This window comes from Limimaricola sp. (assembly GCF_016125575.1).
GTDB lineage: Bacteria > Pseudomonadota > Alphaproteobacteria > Rhodobacterales > Rhodobacteraceae > WGLM01.
The window spans coordinates 385401-407698 of sequence record NZ_WGLM01000005.1; the positions used below are offsets into that span (position 1 = coordinate 385401).

Annotated in this window: 22 protein-coding genes and 1 tRNA gene; 12 read left to right on the forward strand and 11 right to left on the reverse strand. The window is 62.5% G+C overall.

Annotated features, from left to right (window positions below; translation table 11 throughout):
- Positions 1 to 18 precede the first annotated feature (18 nt).
- The 3 genes from sufB to GC146_RS13330 all read right to left on the reverse strand — a co-directional run bounded on the left by sufB (position 19) and on the right by GC146_RS13330 (position 3120).
- Positions 19 to 1521, reverse strand: coding sequence for a Fe-S cluster assembly protein SufB (sufB, locus tag GC146_RS13320; protein WP_291839467.1), 1503 nt, complete (start codon positions 1519 to 1521; stop codon positions 19 to 21).
- Positions 1522 to 1538: 17 nt separating this feature from the next.
- Positions 1539 to 2582: an aminotransferase class V-fold PLP-dependent enzyme gene (locus GC146_RS13325; RefSeq protein ID WP_291839470.1), complete on the reverse strand. Its 1044-nt coding sequence runs from the start codon at positions 2580 to 2582 to the stop codon at positions 1539 to 1541.
- A 79-nt stretch (positions 2583 to 2661) separates the two neighbouring features.
- A complete protein-coding gene (locus GC146_RS13330) occupies positions 2662 to 3120 on the reverse strand; it encodes an Rrf2 family transcriptional regulator (protein WP_291839472.1) in 459 nt (152 codons plus the stop codon).
- Between the two features lie 204 nt (positions 3121 to 3324).
- On the opposite strand from GC146_RS13330, the gene GC146_RS13335 reads away from it, so the two are divergent.
- From GC146_RS13335 to typA, 6 genes are all read left to right on the forward strand, one after another.
- Positions 3325 to 3978, forward strand: coding sequence for an alpha/beta hydrolase (locus tag GC146_RS13335; RefSeq protein WP_291839475.1), 654 nt, complete (start codon positions 3325 to 3327; stop codon positions 3976 to 3978).
- Between the two features lies 1 nt (position 3979).
- Positions 3980 to 4267, forward strand: a complete 288-nt coding sequence (locus GC146_RS13340; protein WP_291839478.1) for a hypothetical protein — start codon at positions 3980 to 3982, stop codon at positions 4265 to 4267.
- The gene (locus GC146_RS13345; protein ID WP_291839481.1) at positions 4239 to 4865 is read left to right on the forward strand and encodes an HD domain-containing protein; all 627 of its coding nucleotides are present in this window, start codon (positions 4239 to 4241) and stop codon (positions 4863 to 4865) included. Before GC146_RS13340 ends, GC146_RS13345 begins: the two co-directional genes overlap by 29 nt.
- A 95-nt stretch (positions 4866 to 4960) precedes the next feature.
- Complete coding sequence (locus GC146_RS13350; RefSeq protein WP_291839484.1) at positions 4961 to 6175, forward strand: NADP-dependent isocitrate dehydrogenase; 1215 nt, start codon at positions 4961 to 4963, stop codon at positions 6173 to 6175.
- A gap of 106 nt (positions 6176 to 6281) precedes the next feature.
- Positions 6282 to 6908 (forward strand): YitT family protein, encoded by a 627-nt coding sequence (locus GC146_RS13355; RefSeq protein ID WP_291839487.1) that lies wholly within the window; start codon positions 6282 to 6284, stop codon positions 6906 to 6908.
- 78 nt (positions 6909 to 6986) lie between these two features.
- On the forward strand, positions 6987 to 8804 hold the full coding sequence (gene typA, locus GC146_RS13360; RefSeq protein WP_291839490.1) for a translational GTPase TypA: 1818 nt from the start codon (positions 6987 to 6989) through the stop codon (positions 8802 to 8804).
- A 151-nt stretch (positions 8805 to 8955) separates the two neighbouring features.
- Here typA and GC146_RS13365 read toward each other — a convergent pair whose 3' ends face one another.
- From GC146_RS13365 to recA, 3 genes are all read right to left on the reverse strand, one after another.
- Positions 8956 to 9246 carry a DUF1330 domain-containing protein gene (locus GC146_RS13365; RefSeq protein ID WP_291839493.1) on the reverse strand — a complete coding sequence of 97 codons (291 nt, stop codon included), beginning with the start codon at positions 9244 to 9246 and terminating at the stop codon, positions 8956 to 8958.
- Complete coding sequence (gene alaS, locus GC146_RS13370; protein ID WP_291839496.1) at positions 9246 to 11909, reverse strand: alanine--tRNA ligase; 2664 nt, start codon at positions 11907 to 11909, stop codon at positions 9246 to 9248. Before alaS ends, GC146_RS13365 begins: the two co-directional genes overlap by 1 nt.
- A 122-nt stretch (positions 11910 to 12031) precedes the next feature.
- Positions 12032 to 13108 (reverse strand): recombinase RecA, encoded by a 1077-nt coding sequence (gene recA / locus GC146_RS13375; RefSeq protein ID WP_291839499.1) that lies wholly within the window; start codon positions 13106 to 13108, stop codon positions 12032 to 12034.
- Positions 13109 to 13290: 182 nt separating this feature from the next.
- On the opposite strand from recA, the gene GC146_RS13380 reads away from it, so the two are divergent.
- Positions 13291 to 13887: a gamma-glutamyl kinase gene (locus GC146_RS13380; RefSeq protein ID WP_291839502.1), complete on the forward strand. Its 597-nt coding sequence runs from the start codon at positions 13291 to 13293 to the stop codon at positions 13885 to 13887.
- A 13-nt stretch (positions 13888 to 13900) separates the two neighbouring features.
- On the opposite strand, the gene GC146_RS13385 is transcribed toward GC146_RS13380, so the two are convergent.
- Entirely contained in the window at positions 13901 to 15229 is a 1329-nt protein-coding gene (locus GC146_RS13385; RefSeq protein WP_291839504.1) for an ATP-binding protein, read from the reverse strand.
- A gap of 42 nt (positions 15230 to 15271) precedes the next feature.
- Between GC146_RS13385 and GC146_RS13390 the strand changes: the two genes are divergently transcribed.
- From GC146_RS13390 to GC146_RS13410, 5 genes are all read left to right on the forward strand, one after another.
- Entirely contained in the window at positions 15272 to 16156 is an 885-nt protein-coding gene (locus GC146_RS13390) for an MBL fold metallo-hydrolase (protein ID WP_291839507.1), read from the forward strand.
- 54 nt (positions 16157 to 16210) lie between these two features.
- Positions 16211 to 16285: transfer RNA gene (locus GC146_RS13395), tRNA-Asn, on the forward strand.
- Positions 16286 to 16779: 494 nt separating this feature from the next.
- Complete coding sequence (locus GC146_RS13400; RefSeq protein ID WP_291839509.1) at positions 16780 to 17181, forward strand: TIR domain-containing protein; 402 nt, start codon at positions 16780 to 16782, stop codon at positions 17179 to 17181.
- Entirely contained in the window at positions 17182 to 18138 is a 957-nt protein-coding gene (locus GC146_RS13405; protein ID WP_291839511.1) for a caspase family protein, read from the forward strand.
- Positions 18138 to 18758 carry a DUF6338 family protein gene (locus GC146_RS13410; RefSeq protein ID WP_291839513.1) on the forward strand — a complete coding sequence of 207 codons (621 nt, stop codon included), beginning with the start codon at positions 18138 to 18140 and terminating at the stop codon, positions 18756 to 18758. The genes GC146_RS13405 and GC146_RS13410 overlap by 1 nt, the downstream gene beginning before the upstream one ends.
- 349 nt (positions 18759 to 19107) lie before the next feature.
- Here the strand turns inward: GC146_RS13410 and GC146_RS13415 are convergent, their stop codons facing one another.
- The 4 genes from GC146_RS13415 to GC146_RS13430 all read right to left on the reverse strand — a co-directional run bounded on the left by GC146_RS13415 (position 19108) and on the right by GC146_RS13430 (position 22102).
- Positions 19108 to 20313 (reverse strand): hypothetical protein, encoded by a 1206-nt coding sequence (locus GC146_RS13415; RefSeq protein WP_291839517.1) that lies wholly within the window; start codon positions 20311 to 20313, stop codon positions 19108 to 19110.
- A gap of 115 nt (positions 20314 to 20428) precedes the next feature.
- Complete coding sequence (locus GC146_RS13420) at positions 20429 to 20713, reverse strand: hypothetical protein (protein ID WP_291839519.1); 285 nt, start codon at positions 20711 to 20713, stop codon at positions 20429 to 20431.
- 136 nt (positions 20714 to 20849) lie between these two features.
- Positions 20850 to 21089: a helix-turn-helix domain-containing protein gene (locus GC146_RS13425; RefSeq protein ID WP_291839522.1), complete on the reverse strand. Its 240-nt coding sequence runs from the start codon at positions 21087 to 21089 to the stop codon at positions 20850 to 20852.
- A gap of 203 nt (positions 21090 to 21292) precedes the next feature.
- Positions 21293 to 22102, reverse strand: coding sequence for a hypothetical protein (locus GC146_RS13430; RefSeq protein WP_291839525.1), 810 nt, complete (start codon positions 22100 to 22102; stop codon positions 21293 to 21295).
- Positions 22103 to 22298 lie beyond the last annotated feature (196 nt).

A 22298-nucleotide genomic window follows, 5' to 3' on the forward strand; every position in this document is an offset into this window, starting at 1 on the left:
TCTCCTTCAAGGTCGACGTCAGCCGACCGAACCTTCCAGGCTGATGGCGACCAGTTGCTGGGCCTCCATCGCGAATTCCATCGGCAGTTCCTGCAGCACCTCGCGGCAGAAGCCGTTGACGACCAGCGCCACCGCCTCTTCCTCGTCCATGCCACGCGAGCGGCAGTAGAACAGCTGGTCGTCATCGACCTTGCTGGTCGTGGCCTCGTGTTCCACGCGGCTGCTGTTGTTGCGCACCTCGATGTAGGGCACGGTATGCGCGCCGCACTTGTCGCCGATCAGCAGGCTGTCGCACTGGGTGTAGTTACGGCTGTCCTTGGCCTTGGGGTGCATGCTGACCAGCCCGCGATAGGTGTTCTGCGCCTTGCCGGCCGAAATCCCCTTGGACACGATCCGGCTTTTCGTGCGCTTGCCAAGGTGCACCATCTTGGTGCCGGTATCGGCCTGCTGCATGTTATTGGCAATGGCGATGGAATAGAACTCGCCCTGGGTGTCGTCGCCACGCAGGATGCACGAGGGGTATTTCCACGTAATGGCAGAGCCGGTTTCCACCTGCGTCCAGCTGACCTTGGACCGGTCGCCGCGGCAATCGGCGCGCTTGGTGACGAAGTTGTAGATGCCGCCCTTGCCCTCTTCGTCGCCGGGATACCAGTTCTGGACGGTCGAATATTTCACCTCGGCATCTTCCTCGAGGATGATCTCGACCACCGCGGCGTGCAGCTGCGCGGTGTCGCGCTTGGGAGCCGTGCAGCCTTCAAGGTAGCTGACGTAACTGCCCTTGTCGGCGATGATCAGCGTCCGCTCGAACTGGCCTGTATTCTCGGCATTGATCCGGAAATAGGTCGACAGTTCCATCGGGCAGCGCACTCCGGGCGGCACGTAGACAAACGAGCCGTCCGAGAACACGGCCGAGTTGAGAGTGGCATAGAAGTTGTCCGTCGCCGGCACGACCGACCCCAGATACTTGCGGACCAGCTCGGGGTATTCGCGGATCGCCTCGGAAATCGAACAGAAGATCACCCCGGCCTTCTTCAGCTCCTCGCGGAAGGTGGTTCCGACGCTGACACTGTCAAAAACCGCGTCAACCGCAACGCGCCGCTCTTCCTCGGGCATCTCGACCCCGGCCAGAATCGCCTGTTCCTTCAGTGGGATACCCAGCCGCTTGTAGGTCGCCAGCAGCTTGGGATCGACGTCGTCAAGGCTCTTGGGCTTGACGAGCATGCTCTTCGGGCGAGCGTAGTAATAGATGCTTTGAAAGTCGATCTGGGGGTAATCGACCATCGCCCATGTCGGCTCGGTCATCTTTTCCCAGCGCGCGAAGGCAGAGAGGCGCCATTCGGTCATCCACTCCGGCTCTTCGTTCTTGGCCGAGATCAGCCGCACGATGTCGGGGTTGACGCCCAGCGGGGCGAATTCGGTCTCGATCTCGGTGTTCCAGCCATACTTGTACTTGCCCGAAAGCCGCGCGACCGCCGCCACGGTTTCGTCGTCGACACCGTCCTTGACCTCGATATCCGCCATCTGTCGCGTCCTTTCCTTCACGCCACGCGGGCGCGCATGTTCTCGTGTTTGCGCAGCCAGGCTTGGGCAAATGCCGTCACCTCGTCGCGCGTCGTCTCCAGCCCCAGCGACACCCGGATGGCCGAGGCCGCATCCGCCTGTGACAGGCCCATCTCCTGCAATACCCGGCTGGCCTTCACCTTGCCGCTGGAACAGGCCGAGCCTGCCGAAATGGCAAAACCGGCCAAGTCCATCGCCATCACCTGCGTCTCGCCCTTCCAGCCCGGTGTGACCAGCGCGGTGACGTTTGGCAACCGCTTGGACCCTTTCCCGACAAAAATAGTCTCCCTTGCGTTCTCCTCAAGGAGGTTTTCCAGAAGATCACGCAATTGGGCCACTTCATCCCAGCGTCCGGCCGCCAGATCGGCCTGTGCGGCCTGCGCGGCTGCGCCGAAACCCGCGATACCGATTATGTTCTCGGTGCCGGCACGCCGGCCCATCTCCTGCCCGCCGCCCTTCAGTTGCGCCGCCAGGTCTGCCCCGCGTGGGATCACCAGCGCGCCCACGCCCTTCGGTCCGCCGATCTTGTGTGCGGACACGGAAACGCGCTCCACCCCCGCCCAGGCATAGGAGAACGGCAGCTTGCCGAAACCCTGCGTCAGGTCGCTGACGGCCAGCCCGTCGGGCAGGTCCTGCACCACGCCGGTCTCCGAATTGGCCCATTGCAGCGTGCTGCGGGCCGGATCGGCGACCGTGACACGGCCCTGCGCATCAACCGGCAGCACGGCATCGATCCAGGCCGCCACGGCATCATGCTCGATCGCAGAACCCTGCAGCCCGCGCCCCGCCAGCGCCAGCGCTGCCGCCTCGGTCGCGCCGGAGGTGAAGATCACGTCCGCCTCGCCCGCGCCCAGCGCCTCGGCCACCTGCGCGCGCGCGCGTTCCACCAGCGCCTTGGCGGCCCGCCCCTCGGCGTGAACGCTCGAGGGGTTGCCGACCACGTCCATCGCCGCCGCCATCGCCGCGCGCGCCTCGGCCCGCAACGGCGCGGTGGCCGCATGATCGAGATAGACGCGGCTCACCGCCCCGCCCCTTCATCTTGCCCGAAATACTCCGGGGTCCGGGGCAGCGCCCCGGGGCATGTGCAATGCGCCACGCCCCTCATTCGTCCACCACCTCGAAGAGCGCCGGCACAGCCGGACAGGGCGCCAGCGAATTGGCCACCACGTCCGACAGGCGTGCCTGGTGCAGAAAGACATAGACATGGGCCGACAGCCCCTCCCACAGCCGGTTGCTGAGCGATTGCGCCCGGCTGCCCGAGGCGCCGCCCGAGGCGCCAGCGCCCTTGTGCATGGCGCTTACCGTCTCGTCGACGGCGCCCAACACTTCGCAGATGCGGATGTCGGCAGCAGGGCGCGCAAGGCGATAGCCGCCGCCGGGGCCGCGCACAGCCTCGACCAGTTCGGCGCGGCGCAACTTGACAAACAGCTGTTCAAGGTAGGGAAGGCTGATGTCCTGCCGCCGCGAAATCTCGCTCAACGACACCAGATCGCCGGCCGGCTGCAACGCCAGGTCGACAAGGGCAACGACCGCGTAACGGCCTTTCGTGCTCAGCTTCATCGCTCTGCTCCCGCCATTCCGCCTGTCGGTCGTCGGGCGCAATGCCATTGACGCCAAGGGTCCGGCTGATTAACTCCGTCACAGCCGAGCCGGGCGGTCCCGTGGAGACAGGGGATCGCTCCAGCCTAATTTAGAATCCTTCTAAGGTGTCTGAGAGTTTTCGTCAAGAATAGGCTCGCCGCACCTGCGATATCAGGAACTCCCATGCCAGAAGTGATCTTTCCCGGCCCCGAAGGACGCCTCGAGGGGCGCTACCACCCTCAAAAAGACCGCGATGCCCCCATCGCGATCGTCCTTCATCCGCACCCGCAATTCGGCGGCACGATGAACAATCGTGTTGTCTACAACCTGCATTACGCGTTCTACCAGATGGGCTTTACCGTGCTGCGGTTCAATTTCCGTGGCGTCGGCCGGAGCCAGGGCGAATATGATCAAGGCATCGGCGAGCTTTCGGATGCCGCCTCGGCGCTTGATTACCTGCAGTCGATGAACACCAATGCGAAGCATTGCTGGGTCGCCGGGTTCTCGTTCGGCGCGTGGATCGGCATGCAGCTTCTGATGCGCCGGCCCGAGATCACCGGGTTCATCTCGGTCAGCCCGCCGGCCAACATGTACGATTTCAGCTTTCTTGCCCCCTGCCCGTCGTCGGGGCTGGTCATCAACGGCTCGGCCGACCGGGTCGCGCCGCCGGCCGATACGGTCGGGCTTGTCAACAAGCTGCACGAGCAGAAGGGGATCACCATCACCCATGACGTGGTCGAGGGTGCCGGTCATTTCTTCGAAGATCCCTACATGGATACGATGATTGGAACGGTGAAGGACTATGTCCGCCGCCGCCTGACAGAGACGTCGCGCTAAGATGGGTGTGACCGAAGACCTGGCCGACGATCTGGCCCGCGATGCGATCGCAACCGCCGAAGACCTCGGCGATCCCACCCTGATCGACCGGGTGTCCAAGATGCTTGGCGACACCTCGACCACCACGCAAGAGGCGTTTTTGACGGCAGTTCGGGTGCGTCTGGCGGCCGCGCGTGCCCGCAAGTTCATCGAGGCAGAGCGCGCCAAGGGCGCCGGCAAGACGCACCAGAAGATCGACCTGTCGTCGCGCAAGATCATGAATGCGGATGACGGTAGCGGCGATCACTGACCCAATGGGTGCTGCCGATCGTATCACGGCGCAATTCGCCTTTCTCAACGAGGCTGACCGCCTGAAATCGGTTTTGCGGGGCACCACCCTCAACGACGGATCTCGGCGGGAGAATTCCGCCGAGCATAGCTGGCACATCATGCTTTATGCCGCCGTGATGGCCGAACACGCGGTGCGGCCCGTCGCCCTTGACCGCGTGATCCGCATGCTATTGCTGCATGACATCGTCGAGATCGACGCGGGCGACACGCCCATCCACGGCGCCCATGATGCCGGAGCCCAGGCCGAGGCCGAGGCGCGCGCGGCCGAACGTATATTCGGCCTGCTGCCGCCCGACCAGGCCGAAGCCTTTCGCGCCCTCTGGGATGAGTTCGAGGCGGCCGAGACCGACGACGCGATCTTCGCCAAGGCGATCGACCGGGTTCAGCCGGTGATGTCGAACCTCGAGTCGGGCGGCGGCACATGGCCCGAATATAACGTCACCGCCGCCCAGCTTGACGCCCGCGTCGGGGTGAAGGTGCGGCGCGGCGCGCCGGCGATCTGGGACATGCTGAAGAGCCGCATCGACGCCTGGTTCGACCGGGCCGCGCAGGATTGAGCGACGGTTTTCAGTATACCTCGGCATACCATCTTCCCCCGCGCGCGCAGATCGGCTAAGGGAAGCGCAAAGCCAGCATCGAAGCGGAGGGACGCATGTCCAAGATCAAGGTTACCAACCCGGTCGTCGAACTCGACGGCGACGAAATGACCCGGATCATCTGGGATTTCATCAAGAAGAAGCTGATCCTGCCCTATCTGGATATCGACCTGAAATATTACGACCTCGGCATTGAGGAACGTGACCGCACAGACGACCAGATCACCGTCGACGCGGCCAACGCGATCAAGCAATACGGCGTGGGCGTCAAATGCGCGACGATCACGCCGGACGAGGCACGGGTCGAGGAGTTTGGCCTCAAGCAGATGTGGCGCAGCCCCAATGGCACGATCCGCAACATTCTGGGCGGCGTGATCTTCCGCGAGCCGATCATCTGCCAGAACGTACCGCGCCTCGTGCCGGGCTGGACCCAGCCGATCGTCGTGGGCCGCCACGCTTTTGGCGACCAGTACCGCGCGACGGACTTCCGCTTTCCCGGCAAGGGCAAGCTGACGATCAAGTTCGTCGGCGAAGACGGCACGGTGATCGAGCGCGAGGTCTTCGACGCCCCCGGTGCCGGCGTTGCGATGGCAATGTACAACCTCGACGAGTCGATCCGTGATTTCGCCCGCGCGTCGCTGAACTATGGCCTCGTCAAGGGCTGGCCGGTCTATCTGTCGACCAAGAACACCATCCTGAAAGCCTACGATGGCCGCTTCAAGGACCTCTTTCAGGAGATCTTCGATGCCGAGTTCGCTGACAAGTTCAAGAAGGCCGGCATCACCTACGAACACCGCCTAATCGACGACATGGTGGCCTCCGCGCTGAAATGGTCGGGCGGCTATGTCTGGGCCTGCAAGAACTACGACGGCGACGTGCAGTCCGACACCGTCGCGCAGGGCTTTGGCAGCCTCGGCCTGATGACCAGCGTGCTGATGACCCCCGATGGCCAGACCGTCGAGGCCGAGGCGGCGCATGGCACCGTGACGCGCCACTATCGCCAGCACCAAGCCGGCAAGGAAACCTCGACCAACTCGATCGCGTCGATCTACGCCTGGACCGGCGGCCTCAAGCACCGCGCCAAGCTGGACGACAACGCCGCCCTGCTGAAGTTCGCCCAGACGCTGGAACAGGTGACCGTGCAGACCGTCGAGGACGGGTTCATGACCAAGGACCTCGCCCTGCTGGTCGGCCCCGACCAGAAATGGCTGACGACGATGGGTTACCTCGAGAAGGTCGACGAATACCTCAACAAGGCGCTGGCCGGCTGAGCCATGTGCGGGCGCGGCGGCACAGGCCGCGCCCGCGTGACCTTCATTCAGATACCGGCTTTGCGGCCCTCTGGACAAGACCGGCCCCACGGGCCATGACCGCGCCATGACATCGCTTCCCCTGCCCGACCCCTCCAATTCGGCCCGCCACAGCCTGCTGGAAGATGCCCAAGGCATTGCCTTCGGCACCGGCATGGCTGCTTTCGGTATCCTGATCCTGACCCAGACCGGCCTGATGACCGGGCAGACGGCGGGGCTGGCGGTGTTGATCTCGTATCTCACGGGTTGGCATTTCGGGCCCGTCTTCTTCGTGGTGAACCTGCCTTTCTACTGGCTGGGCTACCGCCGGATGGGGTGGCGTTTCACCCTCAAGACGTTGATCGCGGTGGCGCTTCTTTCGGGGCTGAGCCTCGTTCTGCCCCGCTTTGCCAGTTTCGACCATCTCGACCCGGTCGTCGGTGCGCTGCTCTTCGGGGCGATCACCGGCTCGGCGCTGCTGGCGCTATTCCGGCATGGCGCCTCGCTGGGCGGGATCGGCATCCTGGCGCTTTACCTGCAGGAAAAGACCGGCTTTCGCGCGGGTCTGACGCAGCTTCTGTTTGATGCCTGCCTCTTCGCGCTGGCCTTCACGGTGATGGAGCCGGTGCGCGTTCTTTACTCGCTGATCGGCGCCGGCGTTGTGAACCTCGTGATCGCCGTGAACCACCGCCGCGACCGTTACATCGCGACCTGAACGGCCGCCCGCCGATCGGGGCTAGCTTTCGCTGCGATTGCACGGTATGGCCCGCGCAATTCCAGAAAAGGCAAGATCATGGACATCCGCAATATTGCGATCATCGCGCACGTCGACCACGGCAAGACCACCCTTGTCGACGAGATGCTCAAACAGTCCGGCGCCTTCCGCGAGAACCAGGCCGTGGCCGAGCGCGCGATGGACAGCAACGACATCGAACGCGAGCGCGGGATCACGATCCTTGCGAAATGCACCAGCGTCGAGCATTCGGGCGTGCGCATCAACATCGTCGACACGCCCGGTCACGCCGATTTCGGCGGTGAGGTGGAGCGCATCCTGAGCATGGTAGACGGTGTGGTCCTGCTGGTGGATGCCGCCGAAGGGCCAATGCCGCAGACCAAGTTCGTCACGTCCAAGGCGCTGGCGCTGGGCCTGCGTCCCATCGTGGTGCTCAACAAGGTCGACAAGCCCGATGCCGAGCCCGACCGCGCGCTGGACGAGGTGTTTGATCTTTTCGCCAACCTCGGCGCCGATGACTACCAGCTGGATTTCCCGCATCTTTACGCCTCGGGCCGCTCTGGCTGGGCCGATGCCACGCTGGAGGGGCCGCGCAAGGACCTTGAGGCGCTGTTTGACCTGATCATCCGGCACGTCCCGGCACCAAAGCAGATTGCCGAGCGTGACGCACCGTTCCGGATGCTGGCGACAACCCTGTCGGCGGACCCGTTCATCGGGCGCATCCTGACAGGCCGCGTCGAATCGGGCACGCTGCGCGCGGGCGAGACGGTGAAGGCGCTCAACCGCAAGAGTGAGCGGATCGAACAGTTCCGGGTGTCCAAGATCCTTGCCTTCCGGGGGCTTGGCCAACAGGCCATCGACGTGGCCGAGGCCGGCGACATCGTGACGCTGGCAGGCATGAGCAAGGCGACCGTGGCCGACACGATCTGTGCGCTGGATGTCGAAACCGCCCTGCCCGCCCAACCGATCGACCCGCCGACCATCACCGTCACCTTTGGCATCAACGACAGCCCGCTGGCAGGCCGCGACGGCAAGAAGGTGCAGTCGCGGGTGATCCGCGAAAGGCTGCTGAAAGAGGCGGAATCGAACGTCGCGATTAAGGTTGCCGACACCCCCGGCGGCGAAGCCTTCGAAGTGTCGGGCCGTGGCGAATTGCAAATGGGTGTGCTGATTGAGAACATGCGCCGCGAGGGGTTCGAACTGTCGATCTCGCGTCCCCAAGTGATCTTCCGCGAGGAAAACGGCACCCGGATGGAACCGGTCGAAGAGGTGACCATCGACGTCGACGACGAATATACCGGCGCCGTCGTGGAAAAACTGACCGGGCCGCGGAGGGGTGACCTCGTCGAGATGAAACCCGCGGGTGTGGGCAAGACGCGGATCATCGCGCATGTCCCGTCGCGCGGGCTGATCGGGTATCACGGCGAATTCCTGACCGACACGCGCGGCACCGGCGTTCTGAACCGGCTGTTTCACGGCTGGACGCCCTATCGGGGCCCGATTCAGGGCCGGCGGCAGGGCGTGCTGATCTCGATGGAAAACGGTACCTCGGTCGCCTACGCCATCTGGAAGCTTGAGGATCGCGGCCGGTTCTTCATCGGCGCGCAGGAGGCCGTCTATACCGGCATGATCATCGGCGAACACAGCCGTGACAACGACCTTGAAGTGAACCCGCTGAAGGGCAAGCAACTGACCAACGTGCGGGCCTCGGGCACCGACGAAGCGGTGCGTTTGACCACACCGGTGACGATGACCCTGGAACAGGCGATCGCCTATATCGACGACGATGAACTGGTCGAGGTGACGCCCAACGCGATCCGGCTGCGCAAGCGCCACCTGGACCCGCATGAGCGCAAGCGGCAGGCCAAGGCCAGCTGACACTGCCGGCGTCCCCGCGGGGACGCCGAACCAACCCCTTGTTCTAAATAATGTTTCCTCGCCGTGTTAAACTGGCCTTAACCGGCAAGGTCCGGCCTTTCTGACGAAAGGCCGGTGCCTCCGGCGGAGGTATTTCTGCCAAGATGAAGGTTTAGCCGGCCTCTTCGACGATGCAGAGCTCGCGCTGGGCGGCACCCTTGGCGAAACTCAGCGCCTCTTGATAGGCAGCCGAGTAGTAACAGTCATGCGCCGCCTGCAGGCTGGGGAAGCGCGCCACGACGTTGCGCGGCCGATCCGGTCCTTCAAGCTGTTCATAGGCCCCGCCGCGGGCGAGGAAGACACCGCCATGGGCCGCGATGGCCTTTGTCGCGCGGCTGGCATATTCACCGTAGGCGGCTGGGTCTGTGACCTTGACGTGGGCGATCCAGAGCGCGGTTGCCATCATGCACCTCCAATCACGGCTTCGGCGGCGGCAATGGCGCCGGCCGCGTTCTCGGCCGAAGCGCCACCGCCTTGCGCCATGTCGGGCCGGCCACCACCGCCCTTGCCACCAAGCTCAGCCACCGCGGCGCGCAGCAGGTCCACGGCAGACAGGCGCGCGGACAGGTCCGAGGTAACGCCCGCGGCAACGGCCGCCTTGCCGTCGGTGTCGGCGATCAGCAGGATCGCGCCAGAGCCGATCTGCGCCTTCATCGCGTCGATCAGACCCGGCAGGTCCTTGCCGGTGACTCCTGACATCACTTGAGCTTTGAACGATATCCCGTTGATTACCTTTGCTTCATCTTCAGCCTTTGCCCCGCCCGACAGGGCAAGGTCGCGGCGCAGTTGCGCCACCTCGTTGGCCAGCGCCTTGCGTTCCTCGACAAGCGCGCGCAACCTTTCGGTGATCTCGGCGACAGGCGCCTTGAGGATATTGGCAGCCTCCGAAAGCCGCGCCTCCTGCGCCTTGAGGTAATCAAGCGCGGCCTGCCCCGTCAGCGCCTCGATCCGGCGCACGCCGGCAGAGGACGCACTGTCGCCAAGCGCCACGAAAGCGCCAATCTGGCCAAGGCGGCTGACATGGGTGCCGCCGCAAAGTTCCAGGCTATAGGTCTGCTTGTCGGTGCCCTTGCCAGAGCCCGGCTTGACGCCCATCGACACGACGCGCACCTCGTCGCCGTATTTCTCACCAAAAAGCGCCTGTGCCCCGAGCGCGCGGGCGTCGTCGGGGCTCATCAGCCGGGTTTCGACGACGCTGTTCTGGCGGATCATCGCGTTGACCTCGGCCTCGATCCTGGCCAGTTCCTCGGGGCTGACGGCCTTGCCATGGCTGAAGTCGAACCGCAGCCGGTCGGGCGCGTTGAGCGAACCACGTTGGGCAATGTGGCCCCCCAGCGTTTCACGCAATGCTTCGTTCAGCAGGTGCGTGGCTGAATGGTTGGCCCGAATCGCGGTGCGCCGGTCATGATCAACCTCGCCACGCAGCCCCTGCCCCACCTTGAGGCTACCAGCCTCGACCCGGACGTGATGCGCGATCAGCCCGCCGGGCATCTTGCGCGTGTCGGTCACCCGCCCGGTGCCGGCATCCGATGACAGCCAGCCGGTGTCGCCAACCTGCCCGCCCGATTCGGCGTAGAACGGCGTCTGGTTGAGGATCGCCCAGCCTTCCTGCCCGGCTGCCAGCGTCGCGGCCTCGTCCGTGCCCGCGACTAGGGCTGCAACCGCGCCCTCGGCCACCTCGGTGTCGTAGCCGAGGAATTCGGACGGGCCGACGCGTTCCGCGATATCGTACCACAGCTTGGCATCCGCCGCCTCGCCGGTGCCGGCCCAGGCCGCGCGGGCCTTGGCCTTTTGTTCGGCCATCGCGGCATCAAAGCCCGCGGTATCGACGCCGCGACCCTTCTCGCGCAAGGCGTCCTGCGTGAGGTCGAGCGGGAAACCGTAGGTATCATAAAGCTTGAAGGCGGCCTCGCCCGGTAGGGCCGCGCCTTCGGGCAGGTGGGCCACCTCGTCGTCGAGAAGGCGCAGGCCACGGTCCAGCGTGGTCTTGAACCGGGTCTCTTCCGATTTCAGGGTTTCCTCGATCAGCGGCTGCGCCCGGCCCAGTTCGGGATAGGCCGCGCCCATCTGGCGCACCAGTTCGGGCACGAGCCGATACATGACAGGATCGACCGCGCCCAGCATGTGGGCGTGGCGCATCGCGCGGCGCATGATCCGGCGCAGCACGTAGCCGCGCCCGTCATTGCCGGGCATCACGCCATCGGCGATCAGGAAAGAGGTGGAGCGCAGGTGATCGGCGATGACGCGGTGATGCACCTTGCCCGGCCCGTCGGGATCGGACGATGTGGCATGGGCTGACGCCTCGATCAGCGCGCGTATCAGATCGGTGTCGTAGTTGTCGTGCTTGCCCTGCAAGAGCGCGCCGATGCGTTCCAGCCCCATGCCGGTGTCAATCGACTGCATGTCGAGCGGCCGCATGCTGCCATCGGCGAACTGCTCGTTCTGCATGAAGACGTTGTTCCAGATCTCGATGAACCGGTCGCCATCCTCGTCGGGGCTGCCCGGCGGGCCACCGGGAATCGAGGGGCCGTGATCATAGAAAATCTCGGTGCAAGGACCGCAAGGGCCGGTTGGGCCCATCTGCCAGAAGTTATCACTTGTCGCGATGCGGATGATGCGCTCTTCCGGCAGGCCGGCGACCTTCTTCCAGATGCGCGCAGCCTCGTCATCGGTGTGGTAAACAGTGACGGTCAGCTTTTCCGGGTTCAGGCCGAAATCGCGCGTCAACAGCTCCCAGGCATAGGCGATAGCCTGATCCTTGAAGTAGTCGCCGAAGCTGAAATTGCCCAGCATCTCGAAGAAGGTGTGGTGGCGCGCGGTGTAGCCGACATTGTCGAGGTCGTTGTGCTTGCCGCCCGCGCGCACGCATTTCTGCGCGGTGGTGGCGCGGGTGTAGTCGCGCGTTTCGACCCCGGTGAAGAGGTTCTTGAACTGGACCATGCCCGAGTTCGTGAACATCAGCGTAGGGTCGTTGCGCGGCACCAACGGGCTGGAGGGCACCACTTCGTGGCCGTTGCGGGCGAAGAAGTTCAGGAAGGTAGAGCGGATGTCGGCAAGGGTCGTCATGGCGCGCTTTCAGATCAGGGTCTGGCAGGAAATAAACCTGCCGGTCCCTAGGGTAAAGCGGCAAACGGAAAAGGGCGCGACCATGCCGCGCCCCTGCCCCTGCACCGGACCGATGGCGCGGATTACATCTCGGCGGCGTCGTCCTCTTCAACCACGCTGTCGGACATCGCGAAGTCGAGGCCGTGGGCGGCGCGGATCTTGTCCTCGATCGCCAGCGAGATTTCGGGATGCTCCTTGAGAAAGGCCTTCGCGTTTTCGCGGCCCTGCCCGATGCGCTCATCCCCGTAGGAATACCACGCGCCCGATTTCTCGACGACACCGGCCTTGACGCCAAGGTCGATGATCTCGCCGGTCTTGGAGATGCCCTCGCCATACATGATGTCGAATTCCACCTGCTTGAAAGGCGGGGCGACCTTGTTCTTGACGACCTTGACGCGCGTGGTGTTGCCCACCACCTCGTCACGGTCCTTGATCGCGCCGATGCGGCGGATGTCGAGACGGACGGAAGCGTAGAATTTCAGCGCGTTACCACCTGTCGTGGTTTCGGGGCTGCCGAACATAACGCCGATCTTCATGCGGATCTGGTTGATGAAGATGACCATGCATTTCGACTTGTTGATCGAGCCGGTCAGCTTGCGCATTGCCTGGCTCATCAGCCGCGCATGCACGCCGACGCTCGAGTCGCCCATGTCGCCTTCCAGCTCGGCCTTGGGGGTGAGGGCAGCGACCGAATCGACCACGACAAGGCTGACCGCGCCCGAGCGCACCAGCGTATCGACAATCTCCAGCGCCTGTTCGCCGGTATCGGGCTGCGAGATCAGCAATTCGTCAAGATTGACGCCCACCTTCTTGGCATATTGCGGGTCGAAGGCATGTTCGGCATCCACGAAGGCACAGACGCCGCCCAGCTTCTGCTCTTCGGCGATGGAATGCAGCGTCAGCGTGGTCTTGCCCGAGGATTCGGGGCCGTATATCTCGATGATGCGGCCCTTGGGCAGGCCGCCAATGCCCAGCGCGATGTCGAGGCCAAGCGAGCCGGTCGAGGTGGCCGAGATCTCGGCCATCTGGTTCTGACCGCCGAGCTTCATGATGGAGCCCTTGCCGAACTGCCGTTCGATCTGGGCCAGCGCCGAATCGAGCGCCTTCTGCTTGTCTGCGGTCTTCCTGTCGGTCATGCTGAGAACGTCTGCCACTGCCATGTTTCCCGTCCTTATCCCATACCGCCGTTGCAGCGGCAATGTTACTGATGTTCTATTTCCGTTCTAGCTTGGTTAATGAGACCAAAAGCAGAACATTTCAAGAAAAATCGACAGGTTGATGATGCGGGCGGAATGGTTAAGGAGTGGTTGACGACCACGATGGACGAGGGAGACAAGGCTGAATGCTGGTTTTCTGGAAAGAGGGGCTGGTGTTTCTCGCCGTGCCCAAGACCGGCACGACGGCGTTGGAAGGGGCCCTCGCGCCGCGCGCTTCGATGGTCCTGCGCGACCCCGCGCATCTGAAACATTCCCCGGTCTATCGCTATCGCCGCTTCCTGCATCCGTTCTTCAAGCAGGCCGGCGGGCAGGAGATGGAGACGCTCGCGGTGATCCGCGAACCGGTGGACTGGCTGGCCAGTTGGTATCGTTACCGCCACCGCGAGGATCTGGCGGGCCATCCCAACAGCACGCGCGGCCACAGCTTTGATGATTTCGTCGGCGAATACATCAAGGGCAAGCCCGCGCCATGGGCCGAGGTCGGCAGCCAGGCGCGCTTTCTGCAGGATGGCGAGGGCAAGCAGGGCGTGACCTACCTGTTCCGCTACGAGGCGCAGCCGCGACTGATTGCCTTTCTCGAGGAGCGGTTGGGAATGCAGATCACCCTGCCCCGCCTCAACGTCTCGCCCCCGGTCGATGTGGCGCTGAGCCCCGGCGTGGAGGCGCGGCTGCGCCGCAAATGCGCGGCCGACTTCGCCTTCTGGGAACAGGCGCAGACCTGATCCTACCGCCGCCCTACCGCGCCAAGACCAGCTCCGCCCGCAACCCGCCCAGACGCGCGCTGTCGCCCAGCCGCAATACGCCGCCATGCAGCCGCGCCACGTCCGACACGATGGCAAGGCCAAGGCCCACGCCGGGCCCGCGGTCCTGATTGCGGGCGGGGTCCAGCCGGGTGAAGGGGCGAACGGCCTCGTCCCGGCTGTCGGCGGGAATGCCCGGTCCGTCATCCTCGACCGTCACGCGCAAGGTCCGGTCGGAAAAGGCCAGCCCCACTTCCGCACATGTGCCATAGCGCAGGGCATTGCCGACAAGATTGTCCAGTGCGCGGCGCAGGGCCACCGGACGCAACTGGGCAGACTGCGCCGCGCTTTCGCCGGTCGGGAAATCGGGGGCGAGGCGCACCGCCTGTCCGGCCCGCTGCGCATCTGCCACGACCTGTCGCAGAAGATCGGCGGGCACCACCTCTTCCGGCGCATCGGCGGCATCACCCTTGGCGAAATCAAGGAAACCATCGACCAGCCGCTGCATATCCTCGACATCGCGGATCAGCGGCGCGGCCTCGGCCTCGTCCAGCAATGACAGGCCCAGCCGCAGGCGCGTGAGCGGTGTACGCAAATCATGGCTGACACCCGACAGCATCATCGTACGGGCCTGGCTTTGCCGTTCAATCCGCGCGCGCATGTCGAGAAAGGCCGCCCCCGCCCCGCGCACCTCGGCCGCGCCAGATGGGTGGTAGGGCACGATCCGTCCCTTGCCGTATTCCGCCGCCGCCGCGGCCAGCCGGGTGATGGGCCGCAACTGCATGCGCAGGAATTGAAATGCCACCAGCGTAAGAAACGCCCCCATCACCACCATGATGACCAGCAATTGGTGCGGGTTTGAGGCCGACACGCGGGTACGGCTGAATTGCAACCGCATCGTGCCCCGCGGGGTGCCCAGCCAGACCACCACCTCGCGCCGGTCGGACAGATCGACCGCGCCCAGCTCTGGCAGGCCCTTGCGCAGCGTGGAAATGACGGTCCGCCCCGACAGGTCGAACCACGGCACCTTGTCGCCCTGTGGCTGGTCAGCCGCGGGTAGCGTCACCTCCAGCTCTAGCGGGCGCGCAATGGTATCGACGGCGGCCTGCGCATCGTTGGTATCGGGGGCATTGTCGACGACATCGGTGAGGTAGCGTATCTCTAGCAGCACTGCGTGCGTCATCAACTCGGTCACGCCCTCGAAATGGCGCTGGATGAAGACGATCGAGACCAGCAGTTGCAGCGTGACCACAGGCAATAGCAGGATCAGCGCCGCACGCGTGTAAAGCCCCCGGGGCATGTATGGTTTGAGCCAGCGGAACATGGCGCGCAGCCTAGGCGCGCGCGCGAGCGGAGGAAAGCGGCGATGGAGACGGGACGGCCGGTAGAACTGGGGCCGCGCGTGGTGCGGGTGCTGGCGCCCAACCCCTCGCCGATGACCTATCACGGCACCAATAGCTATCTCCTGGGGCAAGAGGCACTGGCGGTGATCGATCCCGGTCCCGACGATGCGCGCCACCTTGACGCGCTGCTGCGAGCGATTGGCGGGCGGCCCGTCAGCCATGTCTTCGTCACCCATAGCCATCTTGACCATTCGCCGCTCGCCGGGCCGCTGGCGCGTGCGGTGGGCGCGCCGGTGCTGGCCTTCGGCGACTGGACGGCGGGCCGCCGCCCGGTGATGGAACGGCTGGCCGCCGAGGGCCTCGTCGGCGGTGGTGAAGGCGTGGATACGGCCTTTCGCCCTGATGTCGCCCTGGCCGACGGCGCCGTGGTGGAGACTGGCGCAGGCCCGGTGCGGGTGCTGCACACGCCCGGGCATCTGGGCAATCACGTCTGCCTTGGCTGGGACGACGTGGTGTTTACCGGCGATCACGTGATGGGCTGGGCCAGTTCGCTGGTCTCGCCCCCTGATGGCGACCTGACGGCGTTCATGGAGTCCTGTGATCGCTTGGCCCATATGCCAGCCCGCACATTTTATCCCGGCCACGGGGACCCGGTGCGCGAGCCGGCCGCACGGCTGGACTGGCTGATTGGCCACCGGCGGGCCCGCGAGGCGCAGGTGCTGGCGGCGTTGCAGCAAGGCCCCGCGCCACTGCCGGACCTGACAACGCGCGTCTATGCCGACATCGATCCCGCCCTGCACCCGGCCGCCGCGCGCAACCTGCTGGCGCACCTCATCGACCTTTATGAACGTGGCCTTGTGACGGCCCGGCCGCAGCTGTCGCAGCGCGCCATCTTTACCCTCGCCTGAAGGCGTTTTTGCCTCTGGACGCCCCCCCGGACCATTGCTATACGGCCCCCGTGTTCCGGCGTAGCTCAGCGGTAGAGCAGTTGACTGTTAATCAATTGGTCGTAGGTTCGATCCCTACCGCCGGAGCCAAATTTCCTATATAAGTCAGCTGTTTGGTCTGAGCGGATCTCGCTTGGTCAAGGCGTTGAGGTTCGTCCGGAAGCACTACGGAAGCAGTGTGACGGGTATTCGGCTGTGGCAAATGCGCATCAGCGGCTCCGCGCATGCTGCGCCGCCCCACGCCTGGTGCGCACCGATTGGTGCGGCTTCAACGCGCGTTCGCTTTCGGCCCCATGCCGACATTCGACAGGAAGTTGAGCGCTGCGGTGCGGCCGGCCAAAGCTGCCATTCCCAGTTCGCCGCCCTTTCACCATAACTGTGCCTTGCGGTCAGGTGTGGGTTGAGTGAGGGTACCGAGGAGACCCCAAAAGGAGTTTTCCGACGCCTTCCGCGACAATGCTGCTAGGTTCAGCCGGCGAGCACTACATCGCCTTCACTCTATGGTTGACCTAGATTCTTAGGAGTTCTAGCTTTTTCAATGTGGTTGCGTGGCGCACATATTTGTACCGTGAGGGAGCAGATTTATGTCGAAGACCTACCGGCTGTTTATCAGCCATTCATGGAAGTATGGTGACGCTTACGACAAGATGACCCAGTTCTTGGATGAACAGGGAATTTCGTACTATGACCATTCGGTTCCCAAGAATGACCCCGTTCATACCAATGGAACAGACAAACAACTCCGAGAGGCGATTGACGCAAGAATTAAAGGCTGTAGCGGTGTGATCATTTTGGCCGGTGTCTACGCCACCTATAGCAAATGGATCAACGAAGAGATCGCGATTTCAGGTAACTATGCCAAGCCAATAATTGCGGTTGAGCCTTGGGCGTCTGAAAAGACGTCTGCAGTTGTGAAAGTCGCGGCAAACAGAATTGTAAAGTGGAATGGTAAGTCGCTTGCTGATGCAATCAGGGAGCTATTCTAGGTGTCACGCAAGGCTCTTGTTGTCGGAATTGACCACTATACCCACGCAAGCCCGCTATTTGGATGCGTAAACGATGCACATGTTGTCAATTCGGCACTCGAGCGGCATGCAGATGGAACTCGAAACTTCGCAACTAAGCTGATGACCGGCACGGGTGCTGTAAGCCCCGTGAACCGCCGTGAATTGCGTAAGGCGGCGCAACAGCTTTTTGCGGGTGATGATGAAATCGCGTTGTTCTACTTCGCCGGTCACGGGTATATAGAACAAGTTGGTGGGTACCTGATTTGCTCCGATAGTGAGGACGGAAATGATGGGTTTTCATTGAATGAACTGGTCGCAATGGCCAACGATTCTAAAGCAAAGAGTCGCATCATTGTTCTCGATAGCTGTCATTCTGGCATCGCTGGCAACGCCAAGCCGAATGATGAGCATGCGATAATCAATATAGGCGTGACGATACTCACGGCATCAACAGTCAAGCAATACGCGGCGGAAAAAGACGGCTCCGGCCTCTTCACTACCCTTTTTGTGGACGCGTTGAATGGCAGTGCATCAAACCTACTGGGCGAGGTAACGCCCGGCGCGGTTTATGCGCACATTGATCAATCTCTCGGCCCATGGGATCAGCGACCGCTCTTCAAAACGAATGTGACCACATTCACATCTTTGAGGCGTGTGCAGCCGCCAATTTCTTTGGACACCCTCAAGAAACTTCGGAAGTATTTCGAGTCTCCGGGCTACGAATTGGTGCTAGATCCTAGCTTCGAGCCCGACAGCCCGGAACCAGACGAAACCAACAACGAAATCTTCGCCGATCTGCAAGAAATGGTGAAAGTGAATCTTGTTAGACCGGTCGGTGAAACTCACATGTATTTTGCCGCGATGAACTCGAAGTCGTGTCGCCTCACGCTTTTGGGTGAGCACTACTGGAAGCTCTTGGACGCAGGCATCATCTGATGCCCGATTTCAACGATCCTCAATCGGCGTACGTGGTGCTGGCCTTGGTAGTGCCCGGCTTAGTCATCACGTTCATCCGGGCGCAGTTCATCACCGGACGAATGCAAAAACATTCAGAGGCTTTGCTTTCGTACTTTGCGCTTTCTGCCGTTTACGCGGCGATTGCATTGCCGATTTTTGATTGGCTGAGAACATGGTCAAAAACCGGCTCAGTCGGGCTACCGTCATGGTTCGGTTTGGTTTTTGTAGGCCCCACCTTATTCGGTGCCTTGCTTGGGCTGAATGCACGAACTGAGGCGCTACGGCGGGTTCTCCATTTTTTCGGTATCAATCCTGTCCATGCTGTTCCGACTGCATGGGACTGGAAATTTGGGCGCATGGGTGAGCATTTGGTCATAGTGACTCTGAAAGATGACACGAAGTTTGCTGGCTACTGTGGTCGGGGATCATTCATGTCGTCCGATCCCGCAGAGCGGGACCTGTATATTGAGAAGGTTTATGGTTGGGGTGAGCGCAATAGTTGGTTGGACCGAGGGGACCATGGCCTTTGGGTCGCATCCGGCGAACTGAAATCAGTTGAATTCTTCCCCGCGAGTGAAGAAGGGACATCAAATGGCTGACGAGAAAAAAACTGCTCCGCAACCGGCACCCAGACCGACAGCGCCGCGCGAGAATATTGAACGGGGTTATCAACCCAGTGGACGGCCCCAAGGTGGACACCAGCCAACTACAGGTGAGGGCGCACCCTCCAGTCCCCCCGGTCGTGGTAGCGGCGGAAAGAAGTGAAAGGCAATTTAATCTCAATACCCCCGGATATTATCAGACTGTCAGCGAACTTCGGCTTTCTGGGCTGTCGGTTCGAATTTAGCAGGCTGGGAACAGTTCGGCCTCCGAACGTCAGCTTATGTCAGTGACGTTAGGCGCTCTTGCACCCGCAGCGACGGTCCGCTTCCCGCCCTTCTTTGCCGTCTAAAGCTTCCCACCCAGAAAACACCCCAGCCGCGTCTCGCCTACATCTAGCTTCTTCCGATGCTCCACCTTGCCGAGGCGCTCCAGATAACCCTCGGCCTGCTCCGCCGCCAACTCCACGTACCGTGCCAGGATGTCATCCGGCCCCAGCCCCTCGTAGAGCAGGACATTGTTCAGGTTCCCAAACGCCTGCGCCTGGGCCATAGCCAGTCGCTTCTTCCGCATCAGCTCCAATACATGGCTGGCGGGGATGCACGGCTCTGTGGGCTGCGGCAGCGCCTTCGCGGCGCTCTGGGCCAAGTCCCACAGCGGATGCACGGCAGCCCGCGTCACGTTGGAGACCTCCGCGCGGCCCGTGACATACCGTATCTCCTCCAGCGCCTTGCCCAGGAAGCCAGGCAAGACCGCTTCGACCGTCTCATAGGTCCGCGTGTGCGCCGCGGGCGTGTGGCGCTCCAGGGCGTCCCGTCCGGCGCGGATCTCCACGCGCCAGACCTGGGTGCCAAGGTCATCGGGATCGAGGCCCCAGGCCGCGAACCAGTAGTCCGTTTGCTGGTCCTTCGCGGCCTTCAGCTTGTCATAGAGGATCACTTGGCGCCCCGGCATCTTCCCCACCGTCACGCTTTCGAATCGACCGCCGCGCATTACGCTGCCAACTGGTGCACCACGTTCCGCCGCCGCCTTGTCCCCCAAATCGTCCAAGTCGGTGTCGGTCGAAAAATGGCAACCGACCTTGGCCCGGCGTGGCGCCACGAAATTCGCCATGTCTAGGTCAAAGCGCGGCGTGGCGATATCGACCGCATAATCTATGCGATTGACGCTCGCACCGAGGATGACCGCGCCCATGTCCTCAAGACAATCGACGATATGCTGCTTCATCCCCACATAGGTCCGGCTCAGCAACCCAGCGGCCCTGGCCGAGGCGAAGATATTCCATTCGTTGATCCGAGTATCCCGTTTGACCGAGAAGATCGCGCCGGTCGGGTTGTCGGTCAGGGTATAGCGGTAGCCACCCTTCTTGCCATGCGACTTGACGAAGAAGACGCGGCCCCCTGGGTTAAACTGGAAGGGCGCGCCGTAGGTGTCGCCCTGCATGACCTCGGCCGCGGTCTTGGCCTCCTCCAGGTGGTCGAGCGTTTCCATGGGCAAGGCCCCCTGAAACGCTACGTCGAGCGTATCCACGCCCTGATAAATCACCCGGTACATTCTTACTCCAAACTACGCCATGTCATTGGTGAGGGGGGTGTTACAGGGACCCCCCTCTTGAAATTCGCCCGACCGCGCAACTTCATGGAAGCAGGAAGCGGGCGCTGCGCGCCCTTCATTGTGCCTCCGGCGGGGCAGCATTTGTTTTGGGGCCGGGCGGGAAGCCCGGCCGTTCACGCTTTTGCCGCTCATGAGATTGCCGAGCGATCCAGATTTCCGCACGTTCCGCGCACTTTGCGACGTTGAGGAGGTCCTTGTGGTAAAAGCTGAAAGTCTCCTTCCAATCGGCGTCGACATCCCTGTAAGAACGTTTTATTTCAACGGAATAGGAGCCATCATTGTCCCAGATCGTTGCCGTGGTGGAACCGATCTTCACCTTGTAGACTGGTTGATTTGCCATTTCTGCTATCTTTCATATTTTGTATAGGGTTACGGCATGAAGTTGAGGCGCGAGGCCCATAGGCCTCGCGCCCTTTGTTGAAGCCATCCGGCCCCAAAATCCCGCGCGGTGCTGCCAACCCCAACACGGGCAAAACTCATTTGCTGATTTGCTGCGAGGTCGTGCGAACGGTCCGCGCTTCGATCCATTCCAGGAGATCGCGGCGACGGTAGCGGATCGACCGAGCCGAAACCTTGATGAAGCGCGGCCCACCGCCCCGATGCCGCCAATTTTGGAGCGCGCGCACCGTGTAGCAAAGCGTGTCCGCAGCGGCGCGTTCATCCATCAATTGGTCTAGGTCGTCCTCCGCGTGGCGGTGGGTTCCTGGGGTTGTCATTGATCCGATCTCCTCGATTTCATGACTGGCGTAGTGCCTGTGAATCGAAGTTAGGTCGGCGCAGAACGCCCAAATAGTCTGCACGAAAAGAATTCAATCAAAACATGTTCGTGTTTTGATTTATTTTACATATTTATCAATAACTTAATCAGGTGATCCAAAGTGAGATCAGGCCAGCTCGACCCGTGATGTTGGGATTTCCGTCATGATTTTTTCGACCGCCGCCCGGGCGCGCGAAACGCCGCGGGCGCGACCTGGGCCCAAACAGCATTGAAGGTTCGCACGGTCAGACCCGGAAAGACTCGGCTTGCCTCATTCATGAACCATTGTTTTGCGTGCTCTTCCGAGCCGATCGACCGAAACTTACCTTCCAGCCAAATCCGCAAGCGCTCTTGGACGGTCAACTGACCTTGACCAGAGCCGGCCCACTCGAACCGTTCAAGCCAACTATCAAGGGCAGCTTTCTCGATGAAGGCCGGACCTCGCCTGTTGCTGGACACCGCCGACGGCACCCGGACCATGGACAGGCCAAAGTAAATGCGGAAGTCCGGGAATGCTGACCAGGCGCGCCATTCGACAACGCGATGTGGCGCGACCATGAGGGCCAGATCGGCGCGCGCGAATGCCGCTTTCAATTCATCCTCGACACGCCGCCGCCGGGTATAGGCCGCGTGATCCTTCACCCATGAATCGGTGACGTCGGGAATTCCTTTGAGCCGATCGCGCACCTCGGCCAGCTGACGGTCGATTGGCGCGAGGGCCTCTGAGGCCGCCTGCTGGACGTCTGGCGCCATATCATTGTGCAGGAATGTCCAATGCAAGGCGGCTTGCCCAGACAATGCCCGAACTTGATCCATCAGGGCATCGCGTTCGTCGCGCGTGGCTTTCGGATCGTCAGTGCGGTGCGCGAACGCCTCGACGCCGCGCCATGCCGCACCAAACATCCGCCGCCCAGTATGGTCGAAGGCTTGAAAGAGGCTGTAGAATTGATCCAGGTCGAACTGACGGGCCACAGGCGTTCTCTCTATTGTGTTATATATATAGGCGACCGGTACAGCGGGTGCCTCAATATCCGATGACTTCCCTAGAAACACTTCCTCGGAACACTTCCCAAGGAAACGTTGGCGTCGCCCGATCCAAGGGCGGCGTTCCCATGTTTTTGCATGACCTGTCTTGGAACGGGCCTCACCCTTGTTTCATGCCCGCCCT

What these genes read in the sequence shown, in the direction of transcription:
- sufB (WP_291839467.1), bottom strand. Translation starts at nt 1,521, where the DNA reads ATGGCGGATATCGAGGTCAAGGACGGTGTCGACGACGAAACCGTGGCG.
- GC146_RS13330 (WP_291839472.1), bottom strand. Translation starts at nt 3,120, where the DNA reads ATGAAGCTGAGCACGAAAGGCCGTTACGCGGTCGTTGCCCTTGTCGAC.
- GC146_RS13335 (WP_291839475.1), top strand. Translation starts at nt 3,325, where the DNA reads ATGCCAGAAGTGATCTTTCCCGGCCCCGAAGGACGCCTCGAGGGGCGC.
- GC146_RS13340 (WP_291839478.1), top strand. Translation starts at nt 3,980, where the DNA reads ATGGGTGTGACCGAAGACCTGGCCGACGATCTGGCCCGCGATGCGATC.
- GC146_RS13345 (WP_291839481.1), top strand. Translation starts at nt 4,239, where the DNA reads ATGCGGATGACGGTAGCGGCGATCACTGACCCAATGGGTGCTGCCGAT.
- GC146_RS13350 (WP_291839484.1), top strand. Translation starts at nt 4,961, where the DNA reads ATGTCCAAGATCAAGGTTACCAACCCGGTCGTCGAACTCGACGGCGAC.
- GC146_RS13355 (WP_291839487.1), top strand. Translation starts at nt 6,282, where the DNA reads ATGACATCGCTTCCCCTGCCCGACCCCTCCAATTCGGCCCGCCACAGC.
- typA (WP_291839490.1), top strand. Translation starts at nt 6,987, where the DNA reads ATGGACATCCGCAATATTGCGATCATCGCGCACGTCGACCACGGCAAG.
- GC146_RS13365 (WP_291839493.1), bottom strand. Translation starts at nt 9,246, where the DNA reads ATGGCAACCGCGCTCTGGATCGCCCACGTCAAGGTCACAGACCCAGCC.
- alaS (WP_291839496.1), bottom strand. Translation starts at nt 11,909, where the DNA reads ATGACGACCCTTGCCGACATCCGCTCTACCTTCCTGAACTTCTTCGCC.
- recA (WP_291839499.1), bottom strand. Translation starts at nt 13,108, where the DNA reads ATGGCAGTGGCAGACGTTCTCAGCATGACCGACAGGAAGACCGCAGAC.
- GC146_RS13380 (WP_291839502.1), top strand. Translation starts at nt 13,291, where the DNA reads ATGCTGGTTTTCTGGAAAGAGGGGCTGGTGTTTCTCGCCGTGCCCAAG.
- GC146_RS13385 (WP_291839504.1), bottom strand. Translation starts at nt 15,229, where the DNA reads ATGTTCCGCTGGCTCAAACCATACATGCCCCGGGGGCTTTACACGCGT.
- GC146_RS13390 (WP_291839507.1), top strand. Translation starts at nt 15,272, where the DNA reads ATGGAGACGGGACGGCCGGTAGAACTGGGGCCGCGCGTGGTGCGGGTG.
- GC146_RS13400 (WP_291839509.1), top strand. Translation starts at nt 16,780, where the DNA reads ATGTCGAAGACCTACCGGCTGTTTATCAGCCATTCATGGAAGTATGGT.
- GC146_RS13410 (WP_291839513.1), top strand. Translation starts at nt 18,138, where the DNA reads ATGCCCGATTTCAACGATCCTCAATCGGCGTACGTGGTGCTGGCCTTG.
- GC146_RS13415 (WP_291839517.1), bottom strand. Translation starts at nt 20,313, where the DNA reads ATGTACCGGGTGATTTATCAGGGCGTGGATACGCTCGACGTAGCGTTT.
- GC146_RS13420 (WP_291839519.1), bottom strand. Translation starts at nt 20,713, where the DNA reads ATGGCAAATCAACCAGTCTACAAGGTGAAGATCGGTTCCACCACGGCA.
- GC146_RS13425 (WP_291839522.1), bottom strand. Translation starts at nt 21,089, where the DNA reads ATGACAACCCCAGGAACCCACCGCCACGCGGAGGACGACCTAGACCAA.